The following is a 14,440-nucleotide window of genomic DNA, read 5'->3' as shown; positions in this document are numbered from 1 at the left end:
TGTGTTATTCGCAGAGGCCCCTTCTACTTTTAGCCATCTAGAGCTTTAAAATACTTTGACTTATCAAAACGGATAACTTACTCTTTTAGACGTCTAAACATCCAAATTAATCAGGTGACGAATATGAGCGAAAAAAACAAAGCGACCATTGCTGTACGTAACGGCGTTGATGCTGATAAACATCATGGTGCGGTGGTACCGCCAATTTATTTATCGACTACTTATTCGTTTGCCGACTTTGATACTAAGCGTGAGTATGATTATGGTCGTAGCGGTAATCCTAATCGTGATATTTTAGCTGAGACGCTTGCTAAGCTTGAAGGTGGCGCTCGTGGCATAATTACAGCTACAGGCATGGCTGCCGTGCATTTAGCTACTCAGCTACTTAATAGTGACGATACGTTAGTAATTCCACATGATTGTTATGGTGGCAGCTATCGTTTATTTACATCTTTACAAAAACGCGGACTACTAAAGCTCGAAATATTAGATTTAACAAAAGAAGAAAGTCTTCAACAAATTTTAGTAATTAAACCTAAGCTTATTTGGATAGAAACCCCAAGTAACCCAGTACTTCGTTTAACAGATATTAAAGCGGTTACCGATGTTGCAAAGCAATGCGGTGCATTGGTGGCTGCAGATAACACGTTTTTGTCGCCTGCTTTACAAAATCCTATTAATTTTGGTGTAGATATTGTGGTGCATTCAACCACTAAATACATTAACGGACACTCAGATGTAGTAGGCGGCGCTGTTATTGCCGCAACACAAGAGTTAGGCGATGAGCTTGCTTGGTGGGCTAATAACATTGGTATTACGGGTGCGCCTTTTGATAGCTATTTAACGCTTCGTGGTTTACGTACTTTAAATGTGCGCCTAAGGCAGCATCAAGAAAATGCACTGGCAATAGCTAAGTATCTTGAAAGCTCTGAATATGTAAGCCAAGTTTACTACCCAGGTCTTGAGTCACATCCTCAACATGAGCTAGCTAAAGCACAGCAACTTGGTTTTGGTGGCATGGTTAGTTTTGATATTAAAGGCGATATAAACGACGCTGCGGCATTTTTAACTAGCCTTAAAACGTTTAGTTTAGCTGAGTCACTAGGTGGCGTAGAGAGCTTAATTTGTCACCCTGCAACTATGACGCACGCAGGTATGGAGGCAACAGCACGTTTAGAAGCGGGCGTGGGCGATACGCTTATTCGTATTTCGGTAGGTATTGAAGATATACACGATTTAGTCGCTGATTTTGAGCGAGTGTTTGAACTTGTAAAACCAGGGCAAAATAAAAATGTTGGCCGTGTAGGCAAAGGAGCAGGCACTTCTGGTGGTAACGTTAAATTAAGTGCAGCTCGTCCGGCGCTTTGGTGATTAATATGGTTAATTGTATACATAAATTTGGTGGCTCGAGTTTAAGCTCAAGTGAGCGATACCAAAGCGTAGCAAAAATAATAATTACACATACTCAACCGGGTGATTGTGTGGTGGTATCGGCTGCGGGTAAGACAACCGATACGCTAGTATTACTTTGGCAAAGCTATCAAAAACAAGATACTCAAGCAGTAGCTGATATTTTACTGCAGTTAAATAACCATCAAAGTGATTTAATAGAGCTGCTATTAGAAGCCGATTTAAAACGAAGTGCACTTAAAACACTAAGTATCGAACTTAGCTATATTGCAGAACTTGCTCAAGCTGAGCAGCTAAAAGAGGCTGCATTACTTGCACATGGCGAACTGTGGTCAGCACGTTTACTCTCTACTTATTTACAGCAGCTAAATATTGAGGCATGCGCTCAAGATGCACGTACTCTTTTTACCTTAAATGATGGCGAATTAATGCATGCGCAAAATGCGCAGCAATGTGGGCAGTTAATTTTGCCTAATAAAATAAATGTTGTTACTGGGTTTATTGCCGCAGATATCAAAGGCGAGACAGTAACGCTTGGCCGAAATGGCAGTGACTACAGTGCAACACTACTTGCAAATTATTGCAATGCTAAGCAAGTATGTATTTGGACTGATACACAGGGAGTGTATAGCACTGATCCTCGAAAGGTAAAAAAAGCGATTAAATACGGCAAAATTTGCCGTGGGCAAGCTAATTTATTAGCTCGTTTAGGTAACCCTGTATTACATGCAAAAACACTATCGCCACTTAAAAACACAGATATTAAGCTAGCTGTTCGCAGTAGTTTTGACGTACAAGCAAGTCCAACAGATATAGTCAAAGAAGGTTCAGCGAAGAAAAAGCGCTTTATAACCACGTTGCAAAATGTTGACCTATTAATGGTTGAAGGATTAAGTGAAGGTGAGGTTGCAAGTGTTAGTCAGCTTATTCAGCATAGCCTTCATCACTTTAACCATAATGGTGAAGTGTATTTAGTAGTACCTGCAGCACAAACTTATCTGGTTATTAATTATTTTGCGGGTAGGGCAAATATTAGCGAGTCAAATTTAAACGGTTGTGCAATTGTAGCGCCTGAGCAAGACGTTAATACATTAAGCTTACAAGCATTAGATTTATTAAAACTCCACAGCATAAAACCTCGTTTTGTCCATCAAGATACTGGCTATGCTTTATTGCTTACCGATCAATTTATAGATAGTGATATACAAAGTGACTTACACGATAAGCTAATTAATAAAGGCCAAGAAATCGCAATTATAGTTGCGGGGCTTGGTAACGTTGGCGACGTTTTCATTAAACAGTTATCGGCACAATTTGAGCGTTTATCGGATGACTTTAGTATTAAATTAGTCGGTCTAATTCGCTCTAAAAAAATGCTGTTTAATGCAAGTGGTATTAATACACAGCAATGGAAAACTCAATGGCAGCATGAGGCAAATAGCTATCAATCTGCAGATTTACTGAATGCTATAAATGAGCTCGATTACGAGCATAAAATTGTAATTGATATTACCGCAAGTGAACAATTTAGCTTGTTATATCCAGACTTTGTAGATAGAAACTGTCATTTAATTAGTGCTAATAAATACGCTGGAACAGCACCGACTACTTGGTATAAAGCACTTCGTAGTAATATTACAGAACGTAATTTACATTGGCGATATAACACCAGTGTAGGCGCTGGCTTACCTATTAACTTTGCTTTGGCTGATTTGCAAAATAGTGGCGATAAAATAACACGTATAGAAGGTGTTTTCTCAGGCACGCTTTCGTGGTTATGCAGTAAATATGATGGAACAAGGCCATTTTCTGAGTTGCTACTGGAAGCTCAGAAAATGGGATTCACAGAGCCAGACCCTCGCGAAGATTTATCTGGGCGAGATATGCAGCGTAAGCTACTTATTTTAGCTCGAGAGCTAGGTGTTGAGCTTGAACTTGACGATATTAGCTTATCGGCATTGATGCCAGATGAACTTGCGCTGGGAAGTTGGGATGACTTTTTAAATAAAAAAGCACAGCTAGACGCGTTCATCGAAGAGCATGCAGTGATAGCAAAGTCTAAAAATTTAGTACTTAGATATACGGGCTTGTTAGAAATCACACAAGGTGAAGTAATTGCTAAAGTGGGAATAGCGTATGTGCCTAATGGCGATGCGTTAGCAAACCTTACACCTGGCGATAATATTTTTGTAATTAATAGCAAATGGTATAGCGATAACGCATTAGTGATTCAGGGGCCAGGAGCGGGTAGAGAAGTGACCGCTGCGGGTGTGCACTCTGATTTATATTGGCTTGTTCAAAACTTAAAATAAACCTTTGGCTTAAACAAAAACGGCAGCTTAAATAAGCTGCCGTTTTTGTATTACATACATATTATTAAAATAGCTCTTCTTCTGTTTTAGTGTCTTCTTCAAATATATCGTTAGGCTGAGATAGCACATACTTTGTAGGTGCAGTACCTTTTTCAAAATATTCAAATCGACTCGTGTAATCATTTTTATGGCTAAGTAAGCCGGTAGCTAAATCAATACGAATAGAAACAAGTCCCTCAGGCGGCTCAATTGGGGCTTCAGGCTTGCCTTCAAGTGCCGCTTTCATAAATTCAATCCAAGCTGGCTGCGCGGTTTTAGCGCCAGATTCCGCACCTGATATTTGGCTGCTATCTAGGTTGTTATTATATGTAGAGCGACCAAGAGCGTTGCCCGGATTATCAAAGCCAACCCAAACTGAGGTCATCACATTACTATTAAAACCGCTAAACCAGGTATCTACTGAGTCATTAGTTGTGCCTGTTTTACCTGAAATGTCGCGACGATCTAGCGCTTGTGCTCGCCAACCGGTTCCACTCCAACCTGTTTTATGAGCCCAGCTACCACCCCCCCAAATTGCACTATTCATAGCATCAGCAATTAAAAATGCATTTTGCTTAGAAATAATTCTCGGCGCACATTTTTTCGTTTGCTCCATTTCATCATCACTATTATGCATTGAGAGTGCATTGTTTGTTGGCAAAGGCTCTTCGTCACAGGCAAGAGCAGGGTTTGCTTTAAACAATACATTGCCGTAAGCGTCTTGAATTTCTGAGATAAAGTAAGGTTCAATTAAATGACCGCCATTGGCAAATGTGCTCATGCCTCTTGCAAGTTCAAGTGGGGTAATAGAAGCACTACCAAGTGCTAATGATTCACTACGGTTAATGTCAGCGTCTTTAAAACCAAATTTTAGTAAGTGATCAGCTGTACGTTGCAATCCAACACCACGTAGTAAGCGCACCGAAATAACGTTTTTAGACTGTGCTAAAGCACGGCGAATTCGAATAGGACCGTTGTAAACAGCAGGGCTGTTTTTAGGACGCCATGCTACGCCTTGGCTCTTATCCCATTGGTTTATAGGTGCATCATTTAATATAGACGCAAGCGTGTAACCTTTTTCAAGTGCTGCTGAATATATAAAAGGTTTTATATTAGAACCCACTTGACGCTTAGCTTGTATCGCTCGGTTGTATTGACTTTGCTCAAAGCTATAACCCCCTACAATAGCTTTTATTCTACCGTCTTGTGGATCGAGGGATACAATAGCGCTTGATGCTTCTGGTATTTGGCTTAATAAGTAGCTGTTATCTTCGTTTTGACGTACCCATATTTGCATACCTGGCGTTAAAATATCAGTAGCTGCTTTTGGAGCAAAGCTTTGGCGGTAGCGAGTAATATACTTACGCGCCCATTTTAAACTATCCCAACTGAGGGTTGCTTGCTCACCGTTTTTAAGTAGTACTGTAGCTGTTTTATTATTAACACTAAGTACTGCTGCAACTTTTAAAGTGCCTAACTCATTTACGCTCTGTAATTTATTGAGTATTTGTTGCTCAGTTAAAGCTGGTTGTGTTTCAGGATTCCATAAAACATCAGTTGGACCTCTAAAACCATGACGCATATCGTAACTGTGTAAGTTATTTACTAGTGCGTTTTGCGCTGCTTTTTGAACCTTTGACTCTACTGAGGTAAAAATTTTAAAACCAGAGTTGTAGGCTTTATCTACCCCATAGCGCGAAACCATTTCAGCGCGCACCATTTCAGAGATATACGGTGCGTATAAGTTTATTTCTGCACCGTGAAAATAAGCTGTAATAGGTTGGCTAGTTGCTTCGTTATATTGCTCTTGTGTTATATAGTCTTCGGTCAGTAAACGGCCTAAAACTACATTTCGGCGTGCTTTTGCACGCGTTGGGTTACGAATTGGGTTTAAAGCTGAAGGTGCTTTAGGTAAACCTGCAATCATCGCCATTTGTGCAAGTGTTAAATCTTTTAGCTCTTTACCGTAATAAACTTGCGCTGCTGCACCAATACCGAAAGCACGATTACCTAATTCTATTTTATTAAGGTAAAGCTCTAAAATTTCGTCTTTTGTTAACACTCCTTCAATATGAAGCGCTATAAATATTTCTTTAACTTTACGAATATATGCTTTTTCGCGTGTTAAAAAGAAATTACGAGCAAGCTGCATAGTAATAGTACTTGCACCTTGTTTTTTCTCGCCAGTAGATATAAGAACAACAGCCGAACGTACTATACCAATAGGGTCTATGCCTATATGATCGTAAAATCGATTATCTTCTGTCGCTAAAAATGCATTAATGAGTGTTTGAGGAATTTCATCAATAGTCACTGGAATACGACGTTTTTCACCAAATTGATTGATTAAAAGCCCATCTTTAGTGAATACTTGCATAGGAGTTTGTAATTGCACGTCTTTTAAAACTTGCACACTGGGGATATCAGGTTTAACGTAGTAATAAAGACTGATCAAAGTAATCAGACCAATTAACACACAAATGATAAAAAATTGTAAAGTTCGTTTTAATAAAATCACTTATATTTCCCTAAATGGACTCCCAATTGCGAGTTTTGACTGCTAGTATATATTGATTAAAAAATGAATAATATTTTTTCATATAAAAATTATAACTTGTTTATTATTAAAACAAAGGCCAAGTTGAAACATGCTAAGTCAACTATTTCAAAAACCGTCCCAAATGATGGTAGGAATTGATATTGGATCACACTCTATTAAGGCTGTGCTTTTACGTGAAATTGAAACTGGATTTCGACTCGAAGCACTTGCAATTGAGCCGATGCCAAAAGGCGCAATGAGTGAGCGCACAATTCAAGATATTGAAGCGATTGGTAACGTAATTACAAAATTAAGAAAAAAATTACCAAAGTCGTTAAAATCTGCAGCAGTGGCTGTTTCTGGCCAAACAGTCATTACAAAAGTGATCTTCATGGATGTATCGTTAACTGATGCTGAACTTGAGTCGCAAATTGAAATTGAAGCCGATAGTTTAATTCCATATCCTCTTGATGAAGTGAGCCTCGACTTTGAGAAGCTTTCGACGAATGAGGCCGATCCTAGTAAAATGAATGTTTTGCTTTCAGCTGCTCGTACTGAGAGTGTAGAAGCGCGTGTTGGCGCTTTAGAAGCTGCAAATTTAGAAGCTAAAATAGTTGATGTAGAAAGCTATGCATTAAGTCGTGCAATGGATGTGTATTACCAACAATTACCTAGCGACGCATTTAATAAATGTGTGGCTGTGGTTGATATTGGTGCGGTTTTAATGCTCGTGAGCGTTGTTCAAGCTGGGGAAACAATTTATACACGAGACCAAGTTTTTGGTGGCGACCAATATACAAATAGTATTGTTGCTTATTATAATAAAGGATTTGATGAAGCTGAAATTGGTAAAACATCAGGTGATTTACCGCCAAACTACACCTTTGAAGTATTAGCCCCTTTTCAAACCTCGTTACTTCAACAGGTGCGACGCGCGGTGCAAATGTTTTTAACAACCAGTGGCAAAGAGCAAATCGACTATATTGTATTAACGGGTGGTACATCGATGATTAAAGGTATTGACCGATTACTCATTGAAGAACTAGGTATTCACTCTGTCGTTGCTGAGCCTTTTGAAAATATGGAAATTTCTCCAAAAGTAGATCGTAATGTAATGCAGCGTCACAAAACGCAGTTTGCAATTGCGACAGGGTTGGCATTAAGGAGCTTTTCAACATGCCACATATAAATCTACTTCCTTGGCGTGAATCGCAGCGCGAAGAATCGAAAAAGAAATTTGTAACTATACTTATTGGTGTCGTCATACTTTGTTTTGCGAGTATGTACTTATTAAGCTCTTTTTATAGTGCATTAAAAGACGGTCAAAACTTAAAGAATAACTATTTAAGCTCAGAAATTAGCATGCTCGATAAAAAAATAAGTGAAATTAGAAGTTTAGATAAAAGAAAAGAAAACTTACAACAGCGTATGAGGCTCATTGAAGAATTACAAAGCAGCCGTAATTTGGGTACGCAAATAATGGATGAAGTTGCCAAAATAGTGCCGGGTGGGGTCTATTTAACAAAACTCGAGCGCAGAGGCAGCCAAATACATGTATTGGGACGCAGTGAGTCTAATAACCGTTTATCAACAATGCTGCGCCAAGTACAAAGCTCATATTTACTAGAGAATCCTTCAATGCAAGGCATTGTTGCAGGCGATCAATCTTCGCGTTTACTTAGTGATTTTAATATGGAATTTTATGTAAAACCATTTGATAAAATTGGTGAGGTTAGCGATGCGCCTTGATTTTAAAGCACTGAGTGAAATTGATTGGAATGAAATAGAGCTCGATAACATTGGCGATTGGCCTATTGCAGTTAAAGCAATTTGCTGTACGTTTGTTGCCGGACTTGTATTGTTTTTTAGTTATAGCCTGTTAGTTTCTGATGAAATTGATAGTTACCACAGTGCAGTTGCGAAAGAGGTCGAGTTACGCACAACTTATCGTACTAAATACGCAGTCGCTAGTAGAATAGATGTTTATCGTCAACAAATGATTGAAATGGAAGGTAAGTTTTCACAATTATTAAAACGTTTACCTACCTCTAACGAAACCCCTGGTTTACTTGATGATTTGTCGTATGTTGGTACAACAAGTGGTTTGACTTTTTTAAAAATAGGTTGGTTACCAGAAGTCGAGAAAGAATTTTATACTGAATTACCGATTAAAATAGAAGTGATAGGGACCTACCATGAATTTGGAGGGTTTGTGGGTAAAGTAGCTCAGTTACCACGAATTGTAAGCTTACATGACTTTTCTATTTTATCATCGGGCGATAAACAGTTAACATTTAGTGTTGTTGCAAAAACATATCGTTATGAAGAAGGAGTTAAAAAATGAAGCTCCTTCGCGTAGTACCTGTAGTAATGGTGTTTGTTTTGAGTGGTTGTAATGATGATACGTCTGAGCAAAAAGAATTTATTGATCAGGTAAAAGCAAGCACAACACCAAAGGTTGAATCAATTCCTGAGCTGACAAAGTTTGAAATATTTGAGTACAGTGCTGGTCAGCTACGTAGCCCGTTTGTAGCGCCTCAGCCTGAGATAATCCAAAATAAATTAACGCAAGTAAAAAACTGTTTGCACCCAGATCAAGAGCGTCGCCGCGAACCGTTAGAAAAATACCCGCTAGATAACTTAGCAATGAAAGGCACAATTGGTTCTAGTGGACAAATATGGGCATTAATAACAGCAGCTGACGCTACTTTGCATCGTGTAACGGTAGGGAATTACCTTGGTAGTTATGATGGCAAGGTAAAAACAGTAAGTAACGACTATATAGAGTTAGTGGAATTAATCCCTGATGGGTCTGGCTGTTGGAAAGAGCGCTTGACTAAATTAGAAATGTTAGAGGCGGCAACAGATGGCGCAAATTAATAATAAAAAAGGTAAAAATAGCATGCATAAGGATGTACTTTGGCTTCATCGTATTTCACGAACATTACTGGCTGCTGTTGCTTTAGTCACTGTAAATTCAGCCGTTGCAGGGCCGTTACTTTATGATGTTCGTTATAATCCATTACTTAAAGGCGAAACTGAGTTACAGCTTGTTTTTGATGAAGAGTTAACGCTTGAGCCAAAAGTTCAGGTGTTTAATAGCCCAGCCCGAATCGAAATGTTTTTTGATACCGCAGAGTTAGAGGTTGGTTTAAATGATGTTGAAGTTAATCAAGCTGGAATTAGCAGCGTTACTAATGTTTTAACTAACAGTGGTTTAAAGGTAACGGTAAACTTAGATAGATTAAAAATTTATGAAACTGAAGTTCATAACAACTTAGTATCAATACGCGTGTCTGATAATCCTCTTACAGAATCTGAAAATGAAGATGTAGCGATGGACTCAGGTGATGTAAGTGGAAATTACATCAACCGTATCCAATCAATTGATTTTAGACGTGGTGAAAAGGGCGAAGCGAAAGTACTCGTATTTTTACAAGACACTCAAGCTGCAATTGAAGTCCATGAAAGTGGCGGTAAAATTTACGCTGACTTTCATCACACCGATATTTTAGATGACCTACTTTATGAATTAGATGTATTAGATTTTGGTACTGTTGTAAGTAATATCGAGACTTTTAAAGAAGACGGATTAAGTCGTGTCGTTATTGAGCCAAACGCCCAGTTTACATTTACGTACCAGCAAATAGATAATATTTTAACGCTGACGGTAGAAAAAGATGAAACGCAAAACGCCTATTTAGATGGTGGCGTTGAGTATCAAGGTCGCCCTATGACCTTAAATTTTCAAGATATCTCTGTGCGAGCAGCACTACAAATTATTGCGGGTTATAACGATTTTAACTTAGTAACCAGTGATTCAGTGACAGGTAATATAACACTGCGCTTAGATGGCGTACCGTGGGATCAAGCGCTTGACGTAGTATTGCGTATTAAAGGGCTAGACAAACGCATGGATGGCTCTATTTTAATGGTAGCGCCTGCAGAGGAGCTTGCGGCACGTGAAGCTAAAGATTTAAAAGCTAAACAGCAAGTTGAAGACTTAGAACCACTCTATAGTGAATACATTCGATTAAACTATGCTAAAGCCGAAAATTTTGCTGACTTATTAAAAACAGATAGGAACAGTATTATAACTGCCCGCGGTAGTGTATCGGTTGATCAGCGTACAAATACTTTATTGGTAAAAGATACTGTAAAGAGTATAGAAAACATTCGCCGGATGATAGAAACACTCGATATTCCGGTACAGCAGGTTGTAATCGAATCTCGAATGGTAACTGTGCGCGATAACGTTACTGAAGACTTAGGCGTACGCTGGGGGTTTAGTGATCAAGGTAGTAGTGTTGGTATTTCTGGCTCCCTTGAAGGCGCAGAAGGTATTTATAACGCGACATCAACTTCAAATGCGCCAAGTATTTCAGATCGATTAAATGTAAATTTACCAATTTCTAATCCTGCGGCCAGTATTGGTTTGCACATAGCAAAGTTGGCTAACGGTACATTAATTGATTTAGAGCTAAGTGCTCTTGAAGAAGAGAATAAAGGCGAAATTATTGCTAGTCCGCGTATCATAGCGGCTAATCAGCAAAAAGCGCGAATAGAGCAAGGTACTGAAATCCCTTACACTGAGTCAGCTTCAAGTGGTGCTACTACTGTAAGCTTTAAAAAAGCGGTACTAAGCTTAGAAGTAACACCTCATATCACACCTGATAATAAAGTAATTCTAGACTTAATTATTACTCAAGACACACGTGGTGACACTGTACAAACTGGAACAGGTGAAGCAGTGTCTATTGATACCCAAGAGATTCAAACTCAAGTGTTAGTTGAGAATGGACAAACCGTAGTACTCGGTGGTATTTTCCAGCAGCAGATCATTAATACTACGAGTAAAGTGCCAATTTTAGGTGACATTCCTTACGTAGGAAGACTATTTAAAACCACAAGTGAGTTTAATGAAAAGCGTGAATTACTTATTTTTGTGACACCAAAAATACAAATTGATTAAAATACAGTGGTTTTATGTTAACCAACGGGTGATTATTTAGATTAATTGCTCGTTATATGGCTTTTTATGCTAATTGACTTGAAATACCCCCGCAATTACTGAGATAATCCCCTCCTTAATTTTGGGGCCAGGTCGTTAGGCGGGGTTTTATTTCAAATTTTAGAGTTTGTTTGTACTAAAAGATATGGCTGAGAAACGTAATATATTTCTAGTTGGCCCCATGGGGGCTGGCAAAAGCACGATTGGTCGTCACATCGCTGACCAATTACACCTTGAATTTGTTGATTCTGATCAAGAAATCGAACGCCGCACAGGTGCAGATATTGCATGGGTATTCGATCTTGAAGGTGAAGAAGGCTTTAGACTTCGAGAAGAGTCTGTTATTGGCGATTTAACCGAGATGCAAGGTATTGTACTTGCTACCGGTGGTGGTTCAGTAATGAGCAAAGAAGTTCGAAACAAGCTTTCGGCTCGAGGTATCGTTGTATACCTAGAGACACCTATAGAGAAGCAAGTTGCACGCACGCAACGCGACAAGCGTCGCCCATTACTGCAAACTGAAGAAGCACCTCGTAACGTACTAGAGCGCTTAGCAGAAGAACGCGAGCCACTATACAAAGAAGTTGCTGATTTTGTTGTACGTACCGATGAGCAAAGCGCTAAAGTTGTTGCTAACCAAATCATCGAGAAATTAGATTTTTAAAAACCAATAATAAAGGAATAGCCAAGCATGCTTAAATTAACTGTTAATTTGGACGAGCGAAGTTATCCTATTTATATTGGGCAATCTGCACTTCAAGATAATGGCCGCCTGGTTCACCACATTGGTGATTGTCGGCCTATCATCATTACTAATGACACAATAGCGCCTTTATATTTGCAAAGGTTACTTGATTCGTTAGCTGATCTAAATCCGCTATCTTTTATTATTCCTGACGGTGAGCAATATAAATCACTGGAATGGTTTGAAAAAATATCAGCATTTTTACTACAAAATAACTGTGGCCGAGATACGTGTTTAATTGCGTTAGGTGGCGGTGTTGTAGGTGACCTAACTGGTTTTGTAGCGGCTTGTTATCAGCGCGGCGTACCGTTTATTCAAATACCAACGACAGTGCTTTCACAGGTTGATTCATCGGTAGGTGGAAAAACGGCAGTAAATCATCCGTTAGGTAAAAATATGATAGGGGCATTTTATCAGCCTCAAGCGGTTTTTATTGATACGCAAACATTACGCACTCTACCTGCACGAGAGTTTGCAGCAGGTATGGCTGAGGTAATTAAGTATGGTCTGATTTACGATACCGAATTATTTGCCTATTTAGAGCGAAATGTGACTAATTTACAGCAACTAGATGAAGCATGCTTACAGCATATCATTTTTAGATGTTGTGAAATAAAAGCGCTTATAGTTGCTCAAGATGAAAAAGAACATGGCTTACGAGCTTTGTTAAACTTAGGCCATACATTTGCCCATGCAATTGAGGCACAGATGGGTTATGGCGTTTGGTTACACGGCGAAGCTGTTGCAACAGGAATGGTATTAGCAGCTAAACTTGCCAAGACACGCCAAGATTTAAGCGCAGATGAAGTTGATCGAATTATTAAGCTGCTTGAGCTATATAATTTACCAACAGAAATTCCAAAGCAAATGACTAGCGAGCAGTTTTTAACGCATATGCGTAAAGACAAAAAGAATAAAAAAGGCACTATCCGCTTTATTCTACCTACCCAATTTGGCCAGTGTGCATTAGTTGATAATGTATCTGATGATCAAGTTAGAGACTTAATCGAGCAGTAAATGCAGTCACAAATTTTACCAAGCCGTGCGGCTTTGGTGGATAGAATCGCACTGCAATTTGAGTACGGGCAAAATTTAATTGTTTTACTTGGCACTTCTGGGCTAGGTAAAAGTTATATGCTCGAAACCTTCATTACAGATAAATACAACGACTTTAATAAAGCCTTCGTGCAAGTAAGTGCACAAATGACTGATGCTCAGCTAATGAGTGAGTTATTAGAGCAAAGCTTTAACTCTCCCCTGATTGATCATAACTTAAGTTTACCTGAAAACTATTACCAATTACTGCAGCAGCAACCATGCGGGCCATGTTTATGGGTACTTGATGGCGGTAGGCAATTATCTGATGAGATGTTAATTGAGCTTGAGTTACTTTCTAAAAATAGCCCAAATACGCTATATATTATAATAGCTTCACAGTCTAAACTGGCTTTAAATAACGCTGTTGAAATTTATCTGGAGCCGCTAACGCTTCGAGAAAGCAAGATGTTATTGCAGTGGTACTTTACAGACTTACCCTATGATGAAGACCCTGTATTTAGTACTTTTTTAGCTGAGGCTCATGGTAATCCCAGCTTATTGCTTGCTTGGCAACCTAGTGAGCACATAGCCGATATTATTGTTAAAGACAAAGTGTCTTGGCGATTACACTTATTGATTTTGATGTTGCTGATTATGCTTTTAATTATTGGTCTGCTTTATAAGTCGGATATGACGCAGTGGTGGCAACAGTATTATCAGCAAGAAGAAACACAAGTAGTAAATACAGCAATATCTATAGAGCAAGTAAGTGAGCCGGCTATAAAGAAAAATGACTCAATAATTAACTTAAATGAACTTGAAGTAGTTGAGCCAGATATTAAGGCAGAGCGTGTACACATTAATGATGTGCCTGCCATAATGCAAAGCCTTACCGAACCTGGCAACACAGTTAACGTATTAGACAATGATGTTGATGATAGTACTAATAATAAAAGCAGTGTATCAAGTGACGTTAAATCTGAAGCTCTAAAAGTAAATACAGCAGAGCAAACTCAGATCAGCCAAGATAATATATGGTACATGCAGCAAATAGATACAAATAGTGTTATTCAATTATTAGCCGTAACTCAGCAGGAAGTTAGCGATAATTTTATTGCTCAATTCAATCTACAGCAGCAAACTCATACTTACCAAACAAAGCGAAATAATAAAATATGGTGGGTTGTTACATTTGGCAGTTTTGAAAGTATAAACGAAGCAAAATCAGCAATGGATACTTTATCTGCTGAGGTTAGAAAAAATAAACCTTTCTATAAAAAAATTAGTAAAATAAAGCAAGAAATAGCACTCGTTGATCAGTAAAACACATTGCTTTAGTGTAAAAT

At 38.7% G+C, this 14,440-nt stretch carries 11 protein-coding genes; 10 read left to right on the top strand and 1 reads right to left on the bottom strand.

Annotated features, from left to right (window positions below):
* Window positions 1-123 precede the first annotated feature (123 nt).
* Together metB and metL are read left to right on the top strand one after the other, a co-directional pair.
* Window positions 124-1,371 (top strand): cystathionine gamma-synthase, encoded by a 1,248-nt coding sequence (metB, locus tag I6E70_RS02030; RefSeq protein WP_101217490.1) that lies wholly within the window; start codon window positions 124-126, stop codon window positions 1,369-1,371.
* Window positions 1,372-1,376: 5 nt separating this feature from the next.
* Window positions 1,377-3,722, top strand: a complete 2,346-nt coding sequence (gene metL / locus I6E70_RS02025) for a bifunctional aspartate kinase/homoserine dehydrogenase II (protein ID WP_197187930.1) — start codon at window positions 1,377-1,379, stop codon at window positions 3,720-3,722.
* Between the two features lie 64 nt (window positions 3,723-3,786).
* Here the strand turns inward: metL and I6E70_RS02020 are convergent, their stop codons facing one another.
* Window positions 3,787-6,279, bottom strand: coding sequence for a penicillin-binding protein 1A (locus I6E70_RS02020; RefSeq protein WP_197187929.1), 2,493 nt, complete (start codon window positions 6,277-6,279; stop codon window positions 3,787-3,789).
* Between the two features lie 130 nt (window positions 6,280-6,409).
* Between I6E70_RS02020 and I6E70_RS02015 the strand changes: the two genes are divergently transcribed.
* The 8 genes from I6E70_RS02015 to I6E70_RS01980 all read left to right on the top strand — a co-directional run bounded on the left by I6E70_RS02015 (window position 6,410) and on the right by I6E70_RS01980 (window position 14,417).
* Window positions 6,410-7,489 carry a pilus assembly protein PilM gene (locus I6E70_RS02015; RefSeq protein ID WP_024589891.1) on the top strand — a complete coding sequence of 360 codons (1,080 nt, stop codon included), beginning with the start codon at window positions 6,410-6,412 and terminating at the stop codon, window positions 7,487-7,489.
* Complete coding sequence (locus tag I6E70_RS02010) at window positions 7,477-8,049, top strand: PilN domain-containing protein (RefSeq protein ID WP_121955551.1); 573 nt, start codon at window positions 7,477-7,479, stop codon at window positions 8,047-8,049. Before I6E70_RS02015 ends, I6E70_RS02010 begins: the two co-directional genes overlap by 13 nt.
* Entirely contained in the window at window positions 8,039-8,644 is a 606-nt protein-coding gene (locus tag I6E70_RS02005) for a type 4a pilus biogenesis protein PilO (protein WP_197187928.1), read from the top strand. The genes I6E70_RS02010 and I6E70_RS02005 overlap by 11 nt, the downstream gene beginning before the upstream one ends.
* The gene (locus I6E70_RS02000) at window positions 8,641-9,180 is read left to right on the top strand and encodes a pilus assembly protein PilP (RefSeq protein ID WP_007586272.1); all 540 of its coding nucleotides are present in this window, start codon (window positions 8,641-8,643) and stop codon (window positions 9,178-9,180) included. Before I6E70_RS02005 ends, I6E70_RS02000 begins: the two co-directional genes overlap by 4 nt.
* Window positions 9,167-11,272: a type IV pilus secretin PilQ gene (locus I6E70_RS01995; protein ID WP_101217493.1), complete on the top strand. Its 2,106-nt coding sequence runs from the start codon at window positions 9,167-9,169 to the stop codon at window positions 11,270-11,272. Before I6E70_RS02000 ends, I6E70_RS01995 begins: the two co-directional genes overlap by 14 nt.
* Before the next feature lie 184 nt (window positions 11,273-11,456).
* On the top strand, window positions 11,457-11,975 hold the full coding sequence (gene aroK / locus I6E70_RS01990; protein ID WP_004589350.1) for a shikimate kinase AroK: 519 nt from the start codon (window positions 11,457-11,459) through the stop codon (window positions 11,973-11,975).
* Between the two features lie 27 nt (window positions 11,976-12,002).
* Window positions 12,003-13,073 carry a 3-dehydroquinate synthase gene (gene aroB / locus I6E70_RS01985; protein WP_197187927.1) on the top strand — a complete coding sequence of 357 codons (1,071 nt, stop codon included), beginning with the start codon at window positions 12,003-12,005 and terminating at the stop codon, window positions 13,071-13,073.
* A complete protein-coding gene (locus I6E70_RS01980; protein ID WP_024594435.1) occupies window positions 13,074-14,417 on the top strand; it encodes an AAA family ATPase in 1,344 nt (447 codons plus the stop codon).
* Window positions 14,418-14,440 lie beyond the last annotated feature (23 nt).

It is taken from the genome of Pseudoalteromonas sp. NGC95 (assembly GCF_015864705.1).
Classification (GTDB): Bacteria; Pseudomonadota; Gammaproteobacteria; order Enterobacterales; family Alteromonadaceae; genus Pseudoalteromonas; species Pseudoalteromonas arctica.
This window is presented reverse-complemented; position numbering and strand designations above follow the sequence as displayed.

Bases quoted from the DNA above. Each gene is read 5' to 3' on its own strand.
- I6E70_RS02010 (WP_121955551.1), top strand. From the start codon at position 7,477: ATGCCACATATAAATCTACTTCCTTGGCGTGAATCGCAGCGCGAAGAA.
- aroB (WP_197187927.1), top strand. From the start codon at position 12,003: ATGCTTAAATTAACTGTTAATTTGGACGAGCGAAGTTATCCTATTTAT.
- I6E70_RS01995 (WP_101217493.1), top strand. From the start codon at position 9,167: ATGGCGCAAATTAATAATAAAAAAGGTAAAAATAGCATGCATAAGGAT.
- I6E70_RS02000 (WP_007586272.1), top strand. From the start codon at position 8,641: ATGAAGCTCCTTCGCGTAGTACCTGTAGTAATGGTGTTTGTTTTGAGT.
- metL (WP_197187930.1), top strand. From the start codon at position 1,377: ATGGTTAATTGTATACATAAATTTGGTGGCTCGAGTTTAAGCTCAAGT.
- I6E70_RS01980 (WP_024594435.1), top strand. From the start codon at position 13,074: ATGCAGTCACAAATTTTACCAAGCCGTGCGGCTTTGGTGGATAGAATC.
- aroK (WP_004589350.1), top strand. From the start codon at position 11,457: ATGGCTGAGAAACGTAATATATTTCTAGTTGGCCCCATGGGGGCTGGC.
- metB (WP_101217490.1), top strand. From the start codon at position 124: ATGAGCGAAAAAAACAAAGCGACCATTGCTGTACGTAACGGCGTTGAT.
- I6E70_RS02005 (WP_197187928.1), top strand. From the start codon at position 8,039: ATGCGCCTTGATTTTAAAGCACTGAGTGAAATTGATTGGAATGAAATA.
- I6E70_RS02015 (WP_024589891.1), top strand. From the start codon at position 6,410: ATGCTAAGTCAACTATTTCAAAAACCGTCCCAAATGATGGTAGGAATT.